Source organism: Flavobacterium endoglycinae (assembly GCF_017352115.1).
GTDB lineage: Bacteria > Bacteroidota > Bacteroidia > Flavobacteriales > Flavobacteriaceae > Flavobacterium > Flavobacterium endoglycinae.
This window is the reverse complement of sequence record NZ_CP071448.1, coordinates 4,550,884-4,570,301: the sequence shown is the minus strand read 5'-3', so window position 1 is coordinate 4,570,301 and position 19,418 is coordinate 4,550,884. Positions and strand designations below refer to the sequence as shown.

The window sequence follows — 19,418 nt, the reverse complement described above, 5'->3', positions numbered from 1 at the left end:
TACTTGAAAAAAATAACAAATATTGAAATAATATAACATTTGAAGTTTAAAATATAACACGAAATTTCGTATCGCTGAGTAATTTTACAATCAAGAAATCAAAGCCATTTAGATGAATGATGCAATTGAGGCTTTTTCTTCATTATTGATTATTACTAAGACAAACTGTGACAAGTTTAGATTATAAAGAGAACATTGGTTATGTTAGTTTATTTTTGAGAAAAAAGCTATTCTATTCATTTAGGGTAGCTTTCTTTTTTACCTTTAATTCAAATTTATAATTCCCTCCAAATCATGAAAATCCAAACGTATTACAACCATATCCGATTTTACACCCCGCACCATTTTGTGTATTATCCGCTTCTGACATTGTTTTTAGCAGGAAGCATTTATTTTGCCTATACAACAGACGAAACGCTTATCTGGTCTTTTATAAGCGTTATTTTTGTATTTTTTTTCTTCTTGGCACTCATGCTTCGCCAGCATTATGCTTTAATTCTTCAAAACCGAATTGTTCGCCTAGAACTTCGTTATCGTTATTTTACGTTAACTGGAAAACGTCTAGAAGAATTTGAACATAAATTAACCGATGCTCAAATTTTTGCCCTTCGCTTCGCTCCAGACAATGAGATTCTTCCGTTAATTGAAGATGCGGTAAAGAACAACCTCAGCGGCGATGCGATCAAAAAAGCAATCGTGCACTGGAGAGCTGATTACAATAGGGTTTAAAACTTTTAAATTACAAAAAAAAGAAAATCCAAATTCCAATTTTAAACTTGGAATTTGGATTTTTTTATATTCAAATTTTTCAAACTTTATTTTCTATTGAATATCATATATAGTAAAAACAACACCAGCCAAACAGAGAATATTACGGCAAAAAATATCGGCATAATAGACGGATGAAGGAAATTGGGTTCGTAAAAATAACGTTCCAATGTTTGGAGTTTTTCATTTAACGCTTTTCGGTCAAAACTATTAGGGAGATAAATGGAAAAAACATCTTTATTTTTTTTATTCTGAAAAACGGAAGCTGCCAACTGTTTCGGAACAATATTCGTTTCGATATTAAACTTCTTCAATAAAGTATCTAGTTTTTGAAACTGATGTTCCAAAGAATCTTTTTTGTATTTATAAAGAAGTTTATATCGATGTACGGCAGCTGTAAATTGCTGCTTATTAATTGAATCGCCATGAACCGGTTTATATAGCGATTTATTCATCAGAAAAATACAAATATCTTCATCGTATTCTGGATGAACCTCAGCACCTTTAAAGATAATCTGAGTGCTGTCTTTTAGAATACTCTTTTTGATGATTCGGTCTTTCAGAATATTTTTATCAAGTCCCACAAAATCCAGAATTGAATCGGTTTTTTCTGAAACTTTATTATAAGTTTCAGTCAGGACTTTTAAAGTATCGATGCTGTAATAACTGGTTTGAGTACTAAATTGATCATGAAACAATAATTCTTGTTTTTCTTCTTTAATAACCGGATACGGTCTTGGATACAAGATGTTCTCGTAATTAAAGAGTTTTTCAGAACTGAATGAGGTCGAACCATATAAAAATGGATTAAGCGTATTTAGCAGTTCTTTATCGGCATTATATTCTTTTTCAGACAGTTCACTTTTTAGTTTTGCATTTTGTCCAAAACTAAAGCTAATAAAAAATGTAAATGTAAAAAACGAAACCAGCAAGAGTAAACCGCCAATTTGTAGCACTTTCGCAAACGAATAGCGTTGTTTCGAATGATTTTTCAGCAAAAAAATCAAAAAGAAAAGTAAAAACAAACCGCTTACAAAAAAGTGCGAAATCGAAACATCATCGTAAAATTTGAATCTGTAAAATTCAGAATAAATATCTATTTTCTTAATTCCTTCAAATGTAAAATAGCCGTATAGAAAATAAGCTAAATGTATTATGGCAAGAACGACAAATGATTTTACGAAGTATTGTTTCAAATTTTTAGTCATATTTTTCAGAGTTTATTTCAAATATATCGATTTTAGACATGAATAGCAATCCGAAAAGTGATTGATATTGGCAAAAGACAAACTTTAGATCGTTTTTCAAAACAAATCAAAAAACATAGTAAACTGATAATCAAAATAATAAATCCACAAAACAAATTTGAAAGATTTTTTTGACTAACTTTATTCTGCTTATTCAACAATAACCTAAACCATCAATCTCATGAAAAAATTAGTTTATTTATTGATAATTCCACTTACTCTCTTTTCGGCAAAAGCACAGACCACCGCTGAAATTAATCCCGAAAATACTTTAATCTCTACAAATAATGATGATCGAAAACTACTGAATAATGATGCAGATGATCTGCCGTGGCATGCTAGGAGATTTAAAGTCACAGCTGGTGCTTTTTTTCCGGTAAATAATACTCAGATTCAAGTCGGTAGAAATAATGGGCAACAAGGAACAGAAATTGATCTGGAAGATGATTTGGGTTTTTCTAAATCAAGCACTTCTTTTCTTGGAACTTTTGACTGGCGTATTTCCAGAAGGTCACGCCTAGGTGCAGAATATTTTGTATTGAATCGAAATTCATCTAAAACTTTGCAGAAAGAAATTACATTTGGAGATAATACGTACAATATAAATACACGTGTTTCTGCTTTTTTCGATGTGCAAATTGCGAGAGTAGCTTACGGATATGCTATTCTCTCAAAACCAAAATACGAAGCAGGATTGCTTATTGGAGCCCACGTACTTTTTGCTGATTTAGGTTTGCGTGTTGAAGCGAATCAGGCACAAGCTGAAGTGAGAGATAATTTTGCTTTTACAGCTCCTCTACCCGACGTTGGTATTTGGGGCGAATTTGTTTTAGGAAAACGTTTTGGGTTGTATGCCAATGCTAATTATCTGGCGCTTCAAATTGATAACATTGACGGCCGAATTGTCAGTTACAATCTTTCTCTTCTGTACAATGTGCACGAAAATTTCAGTCTGACTGCTGGCTATACGGGTTTAAATTTTAAAATTGATGCTGTTGAAGATCGTTTAAACGGTTTCCTAAAATGGGGATATAATGGTCCAACCATTAGTGCGGCCTATACATTTGGGAATCATGTGAAATTGTACAGACATTAAGGTTTTGGAAATTCCAAGATTTTTAAATTTCAAATTCCAAAATGTGTTATTAAATATGTGTCGCTCCTATGGAGCTTATTAGTTTGATACTATTTCTTCTATAGATATTAGACTGCTACGCAGCATTAGTTTTTATAATGATGTTGTATTTTACTATCTATTAAAAAGTTAAAAACTTTAATGAATATTTTAAACGATCATTAATTCAACAAAAAGCCCTAGAAGGGCGATATATTTATAGAATACAATTACCCAAAGAAAATAAGCTCCAGCGGAGCGAAATATAAATGTAGAATCTAACCCTAAAAACAACTGAGGCAGATACAAAAAACGCGACAGATTTAAAACCTGTCGCGTTTTACACTTAAACTTAACTCAAACTATTATTTTTCAATTGGAGTAAATTTTATGGCTGTTCCTCCTCCAGCTGCCAATTTAATATTCAATTCGCTTTTGTTAGTTACTTTTTGCTTAGAGATAGTAACTGGATACGGATTGGTTTTGTAATTCGCCCCTGCTCCATCTGCATAGATTTCGGCTTCGTATTCTTTTCCTGCGTCAAGGAAAGAAAGTGTTACTTTTAAATCTCTGGCATTTCTATTGGTAATAGAACCTAAGTACCAATTTTTCTCGTCCCATTCTTTACGGACAATGGTTGTATATTCTCCAATTTTTGAATCCAAAACTTTTGTATCTGACCAAGTACAAGGAACATCCTTAATGAATTGGAATTCAGGTTTACCTTCATAATTTTCAGGTAAATCGGAAGCCATTTGCAACGGACTGAAAATAATAACATACAATGCTAATTGATTTGCTAATGTTGTTTGTACTCTCGCTCCAGATGGTGTTTTGTAATCAAAATTGAAATTCCCCGGCGTGTAATCAAAAGGCCCAGAAAGCATTCTTGTAAACGGTAAAGTAGTTAAATGCTCTGGTGTATTTCCTCCATCTACAGACCATGCATTGTATTCCTGACCTCGTCCGCCTTCTTGAGACATAAAGTTCGGGTAGGTACGCTGCAAACCTGTCCCTTTCATCGGTTCGTGGTTGTCGATCATAATATGATATTTCGCAGCTGTTTCGATCACTTTTCGGTAATGACGTGCTCCATACTGGCTGTCGTGCCATTCTTTTTTATCCAGATATTTGTTTACATAACCTGTTTTAACCGAATTCACGCCCATTTTCTGGTACAATTTAAATGCATCTTCTAACTGGCTTTCATAATGTTTTGAAGCTCCAGCGGTTTCGTGATGTCCAATTAAACGAACATTTTTCATAGCAGCATATTTGGTGATTTCTTCCAAATTAAAATCTGGATATGCTTTTACGAAACTAAATGCAGAACCATCTGCTGTCCAGTCACCATCCCAGCCTTCGTTCCATCCTTCTACCAATACGCCGTCGAAATTATTTTTTGCAGCAAAGTCAATGTACTCTTTGGTATTTTTAGTCGTTGCTCCGTGTTTTGGCCCTTGTCCCCATGTGAATTTTTCTAAGTGCATTCCCCACCAGATTCCAATGTATTTTGAAGGTGTAATCCAAGAAAGGTCTTCAATTTTTGATGGTTCGTTTAGATTCAGCATAATCGTAGAAGTCGCCACTTCTCCTGGATTTTTACCCACTACAATTGTTCTCCAAGGCGTTTTAAATGGCGTTTCTGCATATACTTTTACACCATCAGCCCACGGCACAAGATCACTTTTGTATTGTTTGTCACTTGTTTTTAAAAGTGTCATCGAAGCAAAATCAGTTAAATTGGCTTCGTGAATCGCTACATACAGTTTATTTTTTGTTTCAAATGTGGCTGGTGTGTTAATCGTATCGGTTTTGCTGATTGGTGTTTTACGATATTCACTTTCGTAATAACTGTTTTCGCGGTGCACCGGAATCCACCACACATCGTTATTATCTTTAAAAGTGAATTGTGTTACTTCATTTGAAATTTTTACTTTTCCTAAGTTAGGCTGTTTTGGGAACTCGTAGCGGAATCCTAAACCGTCATCAAAAACTCTGAAAATAATATCTACCAGACGCTCTTCACCTTTCGATTCTTTCAAATGTACAATAAGTTCATTGTGATGGTCGCGAACTTTTTTGAATTCTCCCCAAGGTTGTTCCCAAGTTTCATCGGCTGATTTTTCTTCGGTGGAAACCACTTCAAAACCGTCTGTCATTTTTTGGATTTCCTGAAACTCAAATCCCATTAAAGAAGGTTCTATAACTGATTTTCCATTTGAAGAAAAACTGTACTGAGGCTGACCTGACGGCGTTAATTCAAAAATTAATTCGGCTACTTTTCCAGGCGAACTGATTTTGTATGTTTTTTTAGTACTGCAGGCAAATAGCATCACCGAAGCCAAAGCCAATAAACAGTATCTATATCGTATGTTTCTCATTATTTAAATTGTATTAATTACAGCGCTTATTTAATTTCATTTATTAACTGTTTTGCTTTTGCAGGCTGCATTGAAACAAAATAATTAAAAGCCTGATCCAGTTTTTTCTGGGTATCGGCATTGCCTTTCTTTTGAACACGCAGGTTGTACATTTTACTGATTTCAAGAAAAACGGATTCGGTGTTTTTTACTCCGGCAAATGTTTTTATTTTTTCTATGAATGTGTATCCAAATTCTACTGTTGGCTCGATCATGGTTCCTTCTCCAAAGTCATTCCAAGTGATTAATTGTAAATAGTTCACATTGGCATTTTTAGCCATTTGAAGTGTTTCATCAAGTGTAGCTCCGTTTTTATGATCAATTGTCCATCCAATCGCTGCTCCGCCTCCACCTTCGGCATAAAAATCTTTAAAACCAGGATAAGCGCTTCCCATTGCAACCGAAAGGTTTGGTTTGGTATTGGTATAAAAATTAGTCAAAAAGCTATTGTCTTTGTAAACCCATGCATATTCTCCTGATGCATTTACACCAGCGTCTGAAGATTCGCCCCAAAGAGTTAAAAAAGTAGGTTTTGTGGTTAAAGTATTGAAAACGTTTGTCCATTCGGCAGGCGTTTGCAATACAATTGGACCAAAATTCAGCAATAATGGTTTTCCATTTACTTTGATGTAATTGGCATCACTGAAACAATTTTTCTCTAAATAGGCTAAATCCGTTTTGGCTGCGCTGGTTACTGAAATTGCTTTTCCGACATTTACCACATTAGTTGTTACACGATCTTCGTAAACTATGGCATATTCTAAACCCACTTTATCGAGCATAGCAATAAGCTGTTCTGTATTTTCTTTTACCATTCGGTAGTCGTTGACATCGTAAGTCCCGTACCAGTCGATCAAAACGCCGTCAATTCCTGAATACTTCATCAATAATAAATGATTCTCAATCACACTTTTATCTCCAGAATGGTAAGGCCCAATCATTGGATAATAATAAGCCGCAATTTCTCTTTGATTGTTTGCGCCTATATTGTTTGGATTTTTATTTGCCATTGTCCAGTGGTATCCCCATTTTTTATCGGCTGAACTTTCGTTGGTTTCAAACCAAGGCATATAATGAACGTAAATTTTGGTGCTGTTTGTTTTTTCAATCGCAACCGGCTCGACCACTTCGGGTTTTACTGGTTCATCTGAACCTTTATCATCACTGCTGCAGCTAGAAACGAGTAAAATGTTCATTATTCCAAAAAACAATAATGTGATATATCTTTTCATAATTGAGGGTTCTATTTATTTTATAATTAATGCTTTAAAAATTTAAACACATAGAAACATAGCTTTTGAAACTTAGGAAAAGGTATTTCTTTGCATCAGCGAACATAGCTATGTACGAGAAATGAGCTTCTTTCTTCATCCTAATTTTGCACATAAAAAATCTATGTTTCTATGTGTTAAATACATCTCTTATAAATCCTGTTTTGCTAATTAATATGTTTAAAAACATGTCAGCCTTCCACGACTAACCAACATGGAAGACTGACATTCTGTAATTTAATACCCAGGATTTTGTATTAAATTTTTGTTTGTTGTTAAAACTGTACTTGGTATTGGAAAAATTGCTCTGTAAGCAGGCGTTGTTCCTTTTTCCCACCATGGCTGGAAGAATGTTCCAAAACGAATGTTGTCTGTTCTTCTTCTTCCTTCAAAAGCAAATTCTCTAAGTAACTCCTGATCGATAAAATGCAGGTCGATTACTGCTGGCATTTCTGCTCCTGCTCGTGTTGTGATTTGCTGTACAAAAGGTTTTGCCAAATCTGGAGAACCTAAACGCACGTAACATTCTGCCTGCATCATTAAAATTTCAGCATAACGAATTACTACTAAATCGTGGTCACGCTCCCATGTTTCTCCGGCCTTCATTTCGTATTTTCCTAAACGTACACCTTCATTGTCTTTTGCGTTAGCAACGCTTGTTACATCTTCTGTATAGGTAAGTGGTTCTCCGTTGTCCATGATAATTACTTGTCCAGTTGCCATGTTGATTTGATCTCCGGCTACCATACATTTCTTTCTTTTGTCGGTATCAGCAAAAGCAGAATAAACTCCCGGCTGTGCACACATTCCGTTTGCACTCCATGGATAATCTGTTCCTGAAACTGACATTGTTAATCTGTGCAGATAATGGCAAGACATTGAGTTCATGTAGTTTCCAACTGTCCCTGCCTTTGAATCGTAAGGAATCGCAAAAATAATCTCTGGAGATTTTTCATTTTGAGTTGAAAAATTGGTAAAGAAATCTGGTGTTAAAGTATATCCAGAAATTTTCTGGCACATATCGATACAATCCTGCCAACGTGCTGTTCCAATAAAAGCTTCTGAATTCAGATATAATCTTGCTAAAAGAGCATACGCTACATTTTTTGTCATTTTAGAATACACCACATTTGATGTTAAGTGCGGAATAGCATCTAATAATTCTTTTTCAACAAAATCATACACTTGTTTTCTTGTAGAATTTGAAGGCAGTGAAGTATCTTCAAAATTTACAACAATTGGCACGTTACCAAAAGCATCCAACAGGTTGTAATAGTAATACGCTCTTAATGCTTTTAATTCAGCATAAATGGGTGCTTTTGCAGCATCTGTCAACGATGATTTATCGATTTGATAAATGATAGAGTTGATTTTTGCAATTCCGGTATAGTTATAACGCCATGCCGAAAGAATCAAACGGTTGTCTGCTTTCCAAGTATGTTTTTGTGCATCTTGATATTGTCCGCCATCGTACCAGTTGGTTCCTCTTGTTGGAATCGTAGCTTCATCAGAAACGGTTTCATTCAAAAAGAATACAAACTCACAGGTTGGATAGTTATTTGATATTCCGTCAGCGAAACCTCTTAAAGATGAATACGCTCCTCCTACCAATGCATCAACTTCTTTTGGCGTATTTCCAAAATTTCCATCTTCTACTCTATCATATAAGTCTTCACTTAGATCGGTACATGATATCGTAAAAAGCATACTTACTACTAATGCTCCTAATATTTTGATTTTCATTTTTTATATTTTTGAGTTAATCGCTTAGTTATTCAAAGTGAAATTTAATCCCACAGAAATTGTAGTTGGTCTAGGATAATTGTTGTACTTATCGATACCTGGCGCTGCTAATCCTGTTTGGTCAGCACCATCTTGTGCATTTAAACCAATCTCTGGATCTACTCCTTTGTATTTTGTAAATACGGCAAGATTTTCTCCCATGATGTACATTCTTAGTTTTGATTTTTTCATATTCAATGGTAAAGTATACCCAACTGAAACGGTTTGTAATCTAAAGAATGACGCATCTTCAATCCAGTAATCAGAATATTTTGGAGCCGATGTAATACCACTGTTTAGGAATCTGTCTGGAACATTGTAAGTTGGAAGCCTGTTTGGATCGTTCAGCATCATGTTGGTAGCATTTAAAGCTTTTTGTCCGAACATTCCATAACCTGAAACTCCAAGATCAAAATTTTTGTAGGTAAAGTTCATCCCGATACCTAAAGTCAAATCTGGCTGAATGTTTCCTAAAGCTGTTTTATCAGCATCAACTAAAGCGCTTTCTGCAACAATATCTCCTGCAGCATTGTAGTACTGGATTTTTCCATCGGCATCAAGTCCTGCATTTCTGAATCCCCAGAATGTTCCAACTGGATATCCTTCCGCAATAATCTGAGAATATTGTCCAGACATACCTGCTAAACCGTGTAATGAACCGCTGTAAATAACATCTGTTTTATACGTTGGGTTTGATAATTTCTCGATTTTCTGAACGTTGTGTCCAAGCGTTACATTAGCATTCCATGTAAATTTATCTCCTCTTACGATATCAGCATTTAAAGTAAGTTCAACTCCTTTGTTAGACATTTCTCCAACGTTTGCCAGCATAGTTCCTACTAAGTACGGAGGCTGAGGCACTTCGTAAGTGTATAATAAATCGTGAGTGTTTTTTTGGTACCACTCGAATGAACCTGTAATTCTGTCAAATAAACTGAAATCTACTCCAATGTTTAATTGTCTTGTTGATTCCCATTTCAAATCAGGATTTGGGTTTTGTTTTGGAGAATATGCTAAACTCCATGTTCCTGTAACTGGATCGTAGTAACTATCGTTTCCAACTCCTAAAATAGAAAGCGATTTGTACTCGCCAATTCCATCTTGGTTACCAGTAACTCCATAACCTGCTCTTAATTTTAATGATCCCAACCAGTTTTTTGTAGAGCTCATGAAGTCTTCGTTAGAAATTTTCCAAGCTACAGAAGCAGATGGGAAAGTTCCCCATTTATTGTTTTCTCCAAAACGGCTTGAACCATCTCTTCTTACAGTAGCTGTAAGCAAATATTTCCCATCGTAGTTGTAGTTAGCACGTGCATAAAAAGAAACCAAATTTGATTTTCCTTTGTATGAATACACGTCACCTAAACGATAATTATAACCCGCTCCTAAATTGTTGTATCCAAAAGCATCTGTTACGAAACCAGAACGCTGTGCGCCAAAACCTTCGTAGATATTTTCAAGATAAGAATAACCCGCAAGAGCGCTAATATTGTGTTTGTCGATTACTTTATTGTAATTTACGTAAAGTTCTCCTTGTGCATTTGTATATTCAGCATATGTTCTTTGTGCATATCCAGACTCAGAACGTCCTTCCATAATCGCGTAAGTTGGTTTGTAAGTTCCGCCTTTTACTGCATTATGTTCTAACGAAATGTTAGCCACTGCTTGAAAATCATTTAAGAATTTAACTTCTGTTTTGAAATAACCTAAAAGCCTGTGTCTTTCATTATCGACTGTTCTGTTGGTTAAAATTTCAACCGGATTTTCGTAAAGTGTAAAGTTTACGTTCGTGAAATTTCCGTTTGCGTCATAAACCGGAATTGTTGGGTTTAAGTTATAAGCACGTTCAAAAATTCTGTAATCAATTGGATTCCATTTGTCGATATTGGCAAATAATCCCATATCAAATTTTACATCTTTATTATCGCCTAAATATTGGTAAGCGTTGATGTTTCCGCTGATTCTTTCTAAACCTGATTTTTTAATAACGCCTTCATTGTTTAAGTATGAAATAGAAGTTCTAAAACCGCTATCTGCTTTTCCTGAATTGATACTTAAAGTATGTGACTGAGAAATTGCAGTCTGTTCGATTGCTTTCTGCCAGTTGGTGTTGCCGCCAAAATCAACTGCATCCATATTTCCTGTCTGACGAACATATCCTCTCCATTGGTTTGCCGATAATAAATCAAGATTATCAGCAACATATCCCACACTTGACTGACCGTTGTATACTACAGAAACGCCTTTAGTTCCTGATTTTGTGGTAATGATGATAACTCCGTTTGCTCCTCTTGATCCGTAGATTGCAGTTGCAGAAGCATCTTTAAGAACGTCAACCGATTTAATATCCGAAGGTTGTACCACATTGATATCAACACCCGCAATTCCGTCAACTACAATAAGCGGACTATTGCTTGCTGTTAATGAAGTTCCTCCACGTAAACGAATAGTAGCACCCGCCGCAGGATCTCCTGAAGGGCGAATAATGTTTAATCCGGCTACTTTTCCTTGTAAAACCTGTTCTGTCGAAGAAATCGTTCCTTTTACTAAATTATCTGCCGTAACAGTTGAAATTGAACCTGTTAAATCAGATTTTTTCTGAGTTCCATATCCCACAGAAACCACTTGGACCTCATTTAATTGATATCCATCATTTTTAAGGTTAACATCTAGTTTTGTGGTTGATGATGTGATTTGTATTTTTTGAGTGGTTGATCCGATGAATGAAACTTCGATTGTACCTCCTACGGCTACCTCCAATGTAAATTTACCGTCAAAATCGGTTGTAGTAGCATTTCGCGTTCCAGTTTCGATAATCGAAGCTCCCGGAAGTACAGTGCCAGTATTGTCATAAACTGTACCTGTTACAAGCTTTTTTCCCTGCGCAAACATTCCTGCCGAAATAAAAAGCATGAAAATCATGAATACGAGCGATTTAGTAGTCCACATTTGATGCAGGACTATTCTTTTATTTTTACTATTCATTAGAATGATGTTTAAATTTGATAGTGAATTATTTGTCTAAAGTTTTAAGCGGAATTGTGGTATCCGAAATTGTTTTGTCTTTGTTGTCTTTTACCACAATATGAATTTCACTTAAAGCTGGAGAATCCTTTAGTTCTGAAACTAAATTGACAAATCCTTTTATCTCTGCTGTACCTCCTGAGAATTCACCAGTAATAGTTTTAGCACCGGCAGTGATCGTGTAGATTAGTTTATTTACACCTGGCTCATTGTTTTTTCTATACATTCCCAAGAAATCTTTCTGGCTGATTTGTAAAGGAAAATATCCAAAAATTGGTGCTGGCGGCGGTTCGTAAGCGCCTGCATATAAAACCTGATCTGGAATAGTTCCTGCCCAGTCATCTTTTACCATAAGGAAAACTAAATTTTCCATAACGTAACCCTCTGGAGCATTGTAGTAATCTTTCGGAACTAAATCCATTTTATAAAAGCCGTTTCCTAAATCTTTCAGTTTTGTTTTTTCAACAATATCTGGCAACCAAGACTGATATTCTTGTTTGATATCCCAATTGTTTAATCCGCTATGCATGTGAACGCTTGTCGCGCCTGCAAACCCTGGAGCTAAATTGGCATTAAACAAAATGCTGACCCCTTTGTCTAATGTTGGTTTAGTTGGATAGGCTCTGATTAATTCATTTGCCGTGTAGAAAGTTGTAAAATCAGTGTACGGCATATTGGCCACATCACTTTGTTTTGATCCGTTTTTGTTTTTCAAACGAAACCAAAATCCTGCACTTGCTGCAATTTCAGCCGGAGTTTTAGAAAAATAAACGGTTGGAGTTAAAGTAAAACTCCACACTTTATTACCCACGTAACTTAATTTTGCAAAGTTTGAAGAGTTTTCCCAGTTTCCTGCATCTGGTTCAGATGGAGACCAAATCCAAATGTATAAATCTTCGTTTTCTAAAAAGGTGGTTCCCGAAAGGTCAAAATACCACGTAACCTGCTCATCATATTTGTACACGACCGGAAATGATGACATTGGCCCTACAGCTCCTGCGTTCTCTTGTGCCTTAGTAAAAGTTGGAGCCATCAAAAGGGCAAGTAAAATTGTATATAGAAATTTTTTCATATTACTTTTAGTTAATAGCATTTAATTTAAATACATAAGTCACAAACGTTGTTCCGCCTGAAGCATGCGATAATTGGAATTCCATTTCGCCATTCTTTCCAGGAACTGATGTTACTCTAAGTTCGTCTGTTTTTTGAGTTTTCTGTGCATCGCTGTACAAGTAGATTTTTACAGGATTTGCATTGGTCTGCTGAAAATCTGAGCTTAACTGCCAGTATCCTTTTGGAGCAAATAAAGGAGGTACATTTCCTGATACTTCATAACTAGTAGGTTTGTTTTTTTCATCTACATTAAATTGGATTTTAAAATCCTCGTAGTTGAAATACATACTCAGGTTTTCTTCGCTTGGTTCGATCTTATTTGCCTTCGCAAATTCGTCAACCATTTTCAAATTTGTTAGTCCCCAGTTACCATTTACTTTCTCATAAATTGTAATGGGATCTACGTAGCTTCCATCTTCTGTATTGTCGCAGCTAACTGCAAAAAAACACATAAAAAGAGCTAACCAATAATAACTTTTACTTCTCATAAATTTTTGGTTTTTGTTAGTTTTCCATCCTATCAAAAGGACGATACGAAACTATCTCTTAAATAATTCTAAAAAAAAATGTCTGTGAAAAATCAAGATATAATCGACCCGTTTTAAAACATAAATTATTACAAATCAATATTTTAAAATATTTTTGTATTTAAAAAAATCAAGGTCATGTTTAGACTAAAACAGCCTGTAAAATAATGGTAAATATGACAATATGGTAATTTTATGTGAATATTTTTTCGGTATACATATATATAATTGCTTTTTATTGTATAATTGCAAAATATTAAAGTACTTTTAACAAATAACAGCCTTTTACAGCCTTATAAAATGCTTTTATTACTATTCTCAAAAGTAAATTCCTGATTTCAAAAACTGCTGACCATTAGTTTTTAAATTAATTTTTAATTTAGACGAATTAACTCAAAACCATAACTATCTTACCTTAAAACCAAATCGAAACCATGCAAAAAATATTTGTTCTATATTTTTTAATTGCGGGTTTTTCTCTAACTGCGAAAGAGACCAATCCGATTCTTGAAGAATTAGATAATGTACTGCTCAAAAAAGAAGTTTACTTAAAACAGAAATATCGCAAAATTGAAACTTTAAAGAAAAATGTTTCAAAATATACCGTTAGTCAAAATAATGAAGAATTGTATCATACTTATATGTCGCTGTTTGAAGAATATAAATCTTTCAAATACGATTCGGCCTATTATTATTTAGAACAATCGAAAATCAAAGCCAAAGTTTTAAAAGATCCCAAGTATTTATCTAAAAGCCGAATCAAAGAGGGTTTTGTGCTTCTTTCTTCCGGACTTTTTAAAGAAGCCATTGATACATTAGATGTTATTGATGATCAAAAGCTGGATCTAAAAAACAAATTTGAATACTACAACATTAAAGCCCGCGCTTATTATGATTTAGCCGATTACAATCGTGACCAGCGTTTTAATATTCATTATGTACAGCAGGGAAATCATTTCTTAAAAAAAGCTTTAGAATTAATTGGAACAAATACCAATGAATATTGGGCTGCCGAAAGTTTAAAACGTCTTAAACAACAAGACTGGCGCGGCGCTGAATTCGCTTTTAGTTATTGGATTAACAATTACAATCTGCCGCCTGATTATTACGGAATCGCAACTTCGAGTCTGGGTTATATTTATTCGGAAAGAGGTTACACCAAAAAAGCGATTCATTATTTGGCTTTGGCGGCAATTGCCGATGTGAAAAATGCGACTAAAGAAACCGTAGCGCTTCGTAATCTGGCAAATGAGCTTTTTAAAATGGGCTATCTCGACAAAGCAAATGAATACATTAATATTGCAATGGATGATGCTACTTTTTACAACGCCAGACATCGCAAAATCGAAATTTCATCCATACTTCCGATTATCGAAAAAGCACAGCTGAATAATGTAAAAGAGAAGAATGACAAACTGGAAAAAATCATCATTTTACTGACAATCTTGACTTTGATAATCATTTTGTTCTCGATTATTATTTTCAAGCAATTGAAGGAAAGAAATAAAGCCAGAAAAATAATGGCTTCCTCTTATGCGCAGTTACAGGAAATGAATGTAAGTCTGAGTGAAGCCAATGCGATTAAAGAAGAATATATTACGTATTTTATTAAAGCTACTTCGGCTTTTATTAATAAAATTGACCATATTCAGAAAAGCACACTTCATAAAATAATTACCAAAAAAACCGATGAAGTGATTGCGAGTTTGAAACGTTATAATGTAAAAGAAGAAAGAGAAAACCTGTTCCATCAATTTGATGAGATCTTCCTTAAATTGTTTCCCACTTTTGTAACGGATTTTAATAATTTATTTCCCAACGATCATAAATCTATAGTTAAGAAAGGCGAACTTTTAAATACTGAACTTCGCATTTTCGCTTTATATCGATTAGGAATTCAGGACAGCAGTCAAATGGCAGAATTTCTAGAACTTTCTGTAGCTACCATCTACACCTATAAAACGAGAATTAAAAGCAAATCCGATTATAAAGATACTTTTGAAGAAAAAATTATGGCGATTAAAACCATATAATTACCCAATTCCTGCAAGGTTTTGGAAACCTTGCAGGTATATTTTTGTAAAAATACTAAATGAAAGACCTACAATGTTTTGGAAACCTTGCAGAAAAAAAAACGATTTGAATATTAAAATATCATTCTGATCTCTCTAATTGTAAAATCATATTTTGATAATATCTACTTAATGAGAATAATTGTTCTGCAAAAATCATTACTGCTAACGGAATAAAGAAGAACATAATTAGATTTTCTTCATACAGGAAAAAAATCGCAATCATATACAAACGTGCGTATTCCAGATAATAAATCCATTTTCGTTGTTCTAAAATAGCGCCACAATTAATTAATGTAATAATGATTAAGCAGAGTACAAAAATTTTATCAAACGCATTCAATGCATCAAAATAATAGGTAAAAACAGTAAGCAGTAAAGTAGAGATTCCCAATTGTATGTAAAGGTAATTTCGAAAACGGAGTCTTTGATGCGGATTACTTTTATCTTGAAGGAAACGTTTTTCTAGAATGGGGCGAATATCCTGATCCATATCGGCAGGACTTCCAAAAACAGCTTTCCATCTGGCTTTAAAACCTTTTGAACGTTTCCATAATTCGTAAATTTCAAAATAGTAATGAAAATGCTGCCAAAGGAAACTGTACGTTTTTAACGGATGTGTCAATCCATATTTTGGTTTTTCTTCTTCTGCTTGAAAAGTTCCAAAAAGGCGATCCCAAAATGTAAACATATCTCCATAGTTTTTATCGAGATATTTTTCATCAGAAGCATGATGAACACCATGAACAGAAGGCGTTACAAAGACATATTCGAGCCATTTAATTCTGCCGATGATTTGTGTATGAGTGAAAAACGAATAGGCACCGTGAACAATAAGCATGGTAATAACCATTGAAGGATGAAAACCAACAAGAGGTAAGACACACCAAAATCCCGTTCGGATTATGGCTTGAAAAGTAGTAATTCTGGCTGCGGCCGTAAAATTAAATTCTTCACTGTGATGATGCACAATATGTGCCGCCCAGAAAAAATTGACTTCATGCCCTAATCTATGATACCAATACCAGACAAAATCTGTGGCGAGAATCAAGGCAATCCAAACCAAAACACCACTCGGAATATCGAAAATTCGGTAGTCATCATAAATCAAATAATACAATTGATAAAAACTTGCAGCGATAAACAAGTTAATCAATCGCTCTGCTATTCCAATACTGATATTAGAAACAGAGCTTTCATAATTAAAAATTTCAGGTCTCTTTTTTCGTTGGGCCAGCTTGTATTCCAGAAATAGAAAAAGAAAGAAAGCGGGCATTGCAAAGGCTAGAAAATTAATGTTTTTCATTTTTAAAGATTACTTTATATTAATTGACAGTGTTTAAAAAAGACATTTTCATCAGCCAAAAAAGAATGCATAAACACCTTTTATGACCAATGAAAATCATCTTGATTGAGGATATATAATTATTAATTCTGTTTAAACTTTTCGGCTTCTAAAGCCACTTCTTTAACGGATTGTGTTTCGGAAACTTTTTTCAGGGCAATAATGTAAGCCGCAATTCTTGGCGTTACGCTGTATTTCGCGGCAGTTCTAAATACGGTTTCGAAACCTTTCTCCAAAATGTCTTCCAGACGTTTGTTAATCTGGTGAATTCTCCAAGATTCTAACAACGAATTCTGAAGCCATTCAAAATACGAAACGGTTACACCTCCCGCATTCGCTAAAATATCTGGTACCACTAAAACATTCTTTTCATGTAGAATTTTATCTGCATCAGAAGAAACTGGCCCATTTGCCGCTTCTACAATGATTCTAGCGCGAATATCATTCGCATTTTTCTGTGTAATCACATCTTCCTTGGCTGCAGGAATAAGCAGATCGACTTCTAAAAAAAGCAGCTCATCGTGTTTAATAGCAACTGAATTGGGATATCCTTTAATGGTTTTGTTATTCAAATTGTAATACAAAATCAATTCGGGAATATTGATTCCATCAGGATTGTAGAATGCTTCAGAAACATCACTTACTGCTACAATTTTCACTCCTTTTTCATATAAAAATAAAGCCGAATGAAGTCCTACATTTCCAAATCCTTGAATGGCAGCTGTAGAGCGTGCCGGTCTGATTTTTAATTTTTCTAAAGCTAATAGACTGATTATGCTCACTCCTCTTCCTGTTGCTTCTACTCTACCCAATGAACCTCCAGAATGCAAATGTTTTCCAGTCACTACCGCGTGAATGGTTTTCCCATGAACTAATGAAAATTCATCCATCAGCCAGCCCATTTCATCTGGACCGGTTCCCATATCTGGAGCTGGAACATCTTTTTCAGGACCAAAAATATCAGCTAAAGCTTTTGTATAGGCTCTTGTAATTCTTTCTAATTCCGTTTTAGAGAGTGTTCTCGGATCGCATATAATACCACCTTTTGCGCCACCAAACGGAATTCCGGTTACAGCTGATTTCCAGGTCATCCAGGCAGCAAGAGCTTTTACTTCATCCAGATTCACGGAATTATCATATCGAATCCCGCCTTTTGATGGTCCTAAAGCTGTATTGTGAATAACACGATATCCTTCGAAGTTTTTTTCGGTTCCGTTATCTAAAGTAATAGAAAAATTGACCACAATTTGTTTTTCTGGTCGCTGCAGCTTTTGTCTGATTGATTCTTCTAAATTAAGAATATCGGCTGCTATATTAAAACGATCAATCATAGATTGAAACGGATTTTGCTTTATAATTTCTGCACTCATAGTTTTTTATCTTTTAAAATTTTGGTTTATAGATTTGGGTTCTAAAAATGTTCTCTCAATAATCAACGGCAACAACACATGCAACACGGAATCTTCATTAGACAGCACTGCATCTTACTTTGTATGTTTCTATTTGATCTCATTTTTATATCGATTTTAAAATGGTTTTAAAAAAAAGCCTTTCATTGGTGCATGAAAGGCTAAAAAAAAAAAATAACTAACAAGTACTTTCTCTATTAACGCCATTTCATCGCACGGGTCGACATGCAGCACATCGTCAAACTGCACATAAACGGGATGATATTTAGACTATAGTTTTTCATTGTTGTGACAAATTTATAAAAATTAATTTATAAATTCTATAGAATTAGTCGAGTTTATTTTCAAAAAAATTTATTTAATTCAAAAAACAACTGTAAATTAACGTTTTACAAATGTATTAAATGCATTAAAATTGTGATCTAACAATAAAAATAATTGAAATTAGTGCTAAAATAAGTCCTATTAAATTAGTTTTGGAGAGTTTTTCTTTAAAGAAAAGAAGACCGACAAGGCTTCCTAAAATAATAACTCCCATATTCATTCCTGCAAAAACAGTTGATGGATTCTCAGAAAATGCTTTGTGTGCTTTTAAATAAAACAGAATATTCCCAAAATTAAAAATTCCAACTAAAGCTCCAAACAGCAGGTTTTTATAGTCTAATTTTACTTTTTTAAAGGCCACATCATAAACTACAATAAAAAGAGCAACAGCTAGTGAAATATCAAAAACGATAAATAGAGAGGTTGTATACGGCAATGTGGTATAAAGGGCGATTTGTTTAAAAAGAATATCAATGATTCCAAAACCCAATAAAACTGCCGCTGGATATATCCATTTATTTTCTTCGTTGCTGGTCTTTTTTCTTAAAATAAATAAGAGTGCTGTAAAACCTATAATCAGCCCGATTACTTTATAAGTATTGAATTCTTCTTTAAAAACAAGCCAAGCAGCCAGTATTGGAATAAATAATGACAATCGCTGGGCAGCATCGGTTTTTACGATTCCCATATGTTTGATGGAAGCGGCCAGTATTAAAAATAATATGGGCAATAAAACTCCAATTGCGATATAAATATTCCAAGGAGCATCTGCATGAACTTCATTTAAATCAGGCTTGAATGTGAAATAACAAAGTAGAATGGCAGTAACATAATTAAACGCAACAATTTGAATAGGATTGGAATTATACTTACGGGTAATCTTGAAAATTACACCTACAGTTACACTGCACAATACACTTAAAATAAGAAACAACATAATTTATATTTTGGAAGGTAAAAGTAAATTATTCTAAATTGAAAAGGCCCAGCCAGTTTTAA

The 19,418-nt window shown here is 34.4% G+C and carries 13 protein-coding genes; 3 read left to right on the top strand and 10 right to left on the bottom strand.

The window, feature by feature from the left end; translation table 11 throughout:
* The first annotated feature begins 294 nt into the window (after positions 1-294).
* Entirely contained in the window at positions 295-729 is a 435-nt protein-coding gene (locus J0383_RS20020) for a DUF6526 family protein (RefSeq protein ID WP_207295718.1), read from the top strand.
* Between the two features lie 86 nt (positions 730-815).
* Here the strand turns inward: J0383_RS20020 and J0383_RS20015 are convergent, their stop codons facing one another.
* Positions 816-1,976: a hypothetical protein gene (locus J0383_RS20015; RefSeq protein ID WP_207295717.1), complete on the bottom strand. Its 1,161-nt coding sequence runs from the start codon at positions 1,974-1,976 to the stop codon at positions 816-818.
* A gap of 220 nt (positions 1,977-2,196) precedes the next feature.
* On the opposite strand from J0383_RS20015, the gene J0383_RS20010 reads away from it, so the two are divergent.
* Complete coding sequence (locus J0383_RS20010; RefSeq protein WP_207295716.1) at positions 2,197-3,111, top strand: hypothetical protein; 915 nt, start codon at positions 2,197-2,199, stop codon at positions 3,109-3,111.
* 383 nt (positions 3,112-3,494) lie between these two features.
* Here J0383_RS20010 and J0383_RS20005 read toward each other — a convergent pair whose 3' ends face one another.
* From J0383_RS20005 to J0383_RS19980, 6 genes are all read right to left on the bottom strand, one after another.
* The gene (locus tag J0383_RS20005) at positions 3,495-5,513 is read right to left on the bottom strand and encodes a glycoside hydrolase family 97 protein (RefSeq protein ID WP_207295715.1); all 2,019 of its coding nucleotides are present in this window, start codon (positions 5,511-5,513) and stop codon (positions 3,495-3,497) included.
* Between the two features lie 26 nt (positions 5,514-5,539).
* Positions 5,540-6,784 (bottom strand): glycoside hydrolase family 71/99-like protein, encoded by a 1,245-nt coding sequence (locus J0383_RS20000; protein WP_207295714.1) that lies wholly within the window; start codon positions 6,782-6,784, stop codon positions 5,540-5,542.
* A gap of 276 nt (positions 6,785-7,060) precedes the next feature.
* Positions 7,061-8,566 carry a RagB/SusD family nutrient uptake outer membrane protein gene (locus J0383_RS19995; RefSeq protein ID WP_207295713.1) on the bottom strand — a complete coding sequence of 502 codons (1,506 nt, stop codon included), beginning with the start codon at positions 8,564-8,566 and terminating at the stop codon, positions 7,061-7,063.
* 24 nt (positions 8,567-8,590) lie between these two features.
* Positions 8,591-11,590, bottom strand: coding sequence for a SusC/RagA family TonB-linked outer membrane protein (locus J0383_RS19990; protein ID WP_207295712.1), 3,000 nt, complete (start codon positions 11,588-11,590; stop codon positions 8,591-8,593).
* 28 nt (positions 11,591-11,618) lie between these two features.
* Positions 11,619-12,701: a hypothetical protein gene (locus tag J0383_RS19985; protein ID WP_207295711.1), complete on the bottom strand. Its 1,083-nt coding sequence runs from the start codon at positions 12,699-12,701 to the stop codon at positions 11,619-11,621.
* 7 nt (positions 12,702-12,708) lie between these two features.
* On the bottom strand, positions 12,709-13,230 hold the full coding sequence (locus tag J0383_RS19980) for a DUF5004 domain-containing protein (RefSeq protein WP_207295710.1): 522 nt from the start codon (positions 13,228-13,230) through the stop codon (positions 12,709-12,711).
* A gap of 473 nt (positions 13,231-13,703) precedes the next feature.
* Here J0383_RS19980 and J0383_RS19975 point away from each other — a divergent pair, with 473 nt between their 5' ends.
* Entirely contained in the window at positions 13,704-15,302 is a 1,599-nt protein-coding gene (locus J0383_RS19975) for a DUF6377 domain-containing protein (protein ID WP_207295709.1), read from the top strand.
* Positions 15,303-15,423: 121 nt separating this feature from the next.
* Here J0383_RS19975 and J0383_RS19970 read toward each other — a convergent pair whose 3' ends face one another.
* The 3 genes from J0383_RS19970 to J0383_RS19960 form a co-directional block, all read right to left on the bottom strand.
* Entirely contained in the window at positions 15,424-16,647 is a 1,224-nt protein-coding gene (locus J0383_RS19970) for a sterol desaturase family protein (protein WP_207295708.1), read from the bottom strand.
* Between the two features lie 122 nt (positions 16,648-16,769).
* Positions 16,770-18,056, bottom strand: a complete 1,287-nt coding sequence (locus J0383_RS19965; RefSeq protein WP_239023113.1) for a Glu/Leu/Phe/Val family dehydrogenase — start codon at positions 18,054-18,056, stop codon at positions 16,770-16,772.
* 448 nt (positions 18,057-18,504) lie between these two features.
* On the bottom strand, positions 18,505-19,356 hold the full coding sequence (locus tag J0383_RS19960) for a DMT family transporter (protein ID WP_207295707.1): 852 nt from the start codon (positions 19,354-19,356) through the stop codon (positions 18,505-18,507).
* Between the last annotated feature and the right edge of the window lie 62 nt (positions 19,357-19,418).

What these genes read in the sequence shown, in the direction of transcription:
- J0383_RS20020 (WP_207295718.1), top strand. Translation starts at nt 295, where the DNA reads ATGAAAATCCAAACGTATTACAACCATATCCGATTTTACACCCCGCAC.
- J0383_RS20015 (WP_207295717.1), bottom strand. Translation starts at nt 1,976, where the DNA reads ATGACTAAAAATTTGAAACAATACTTCGTAAAATCATTTGTCGTTCTT.
- J0383_RS20010 (WP_207295716.1), top strand. Translation starts at nt 2,197, where the DNA reads ATGAAAAAATTAGTTTATTTATTGATAATTCCACTTACTCTCTTTTCG.
- J0383_RS20005 (WP_207295715.1), bottom strand. Translation starts at nt 5,513, where the DNA reads ATGAGAAACATACGATATAGATACTGTTTATTGGCTTTGGCTTCGGTG.
- J0383_RS20000 (WP_207295714.1), bottom strand. Translation starts at nt 6,784, where the DNA reads ATGAAAAGATATATCACATTATTGTTTTTTGGAATAATGAACATTTTA.
- J0383_RS19995 (WP_207295713.1), bottom strand. Translation starts at nt 8,566, where the DNA reads ATGAAAATCAAAATATTAGGAGCATTAGTAGTAAGTATGCTTTTTACG.
- J0383_RS19990 (WP_207295712.1), bottom strand. Translation starts at nt 11,590, where the DNA reads ATGAATAGTAAAAATAAAAGAATAGTCCTGCATCAAATGTGGACTACT.
- J0383_RS19985 (WP_207295711.1), bottom strand. Translation starts at nt 12,701, where the DNA reads ATGAAAAAATTTCTATATACAATTTTACTTGCCCTTTTGATGGCTCCA.
- J0383_RS19980 (WP_207295710.1), bottom strand. Translation starts at nt 13,230, where the DNA reads ATGAGAAGTAAAAGTTATTATTGGTTAGCTCTTTTTATGTGTTTTTTT.
- J0383_RS19975 (WP_207295709.1), top strand. Translation starts at nt 13,704, where the DNA reads ATGCAAAAAATATTTGTTCTATATTTTTTAATTGCGGGTTTTTCTCTA.
- J0383_RS19970 (WP_207295708.1), bottom strand. Translation starts at nt 16,647, where the DNA reads ATGAAAAACATTAATTTTCTAGCCTTTGCAATGCCCGCTTTCTTTCTT.
- J0383_RS19965 (WP_239023113.1), bottom strand. Translation starts at nt 18,056, where the DNA reads ATGAGTGCAGAAATTATAAAGCAAAATCCGTTTCAATCTATGATTGAT.
- J0383_RS19960 (WP_207295707.1), bottom strand. Translation starts at nt 19,356, where the DNA reads ATGTTGTTTCTTATTTTAAGTGTATTGTGCAGTGTAACTGTAGGTGTA.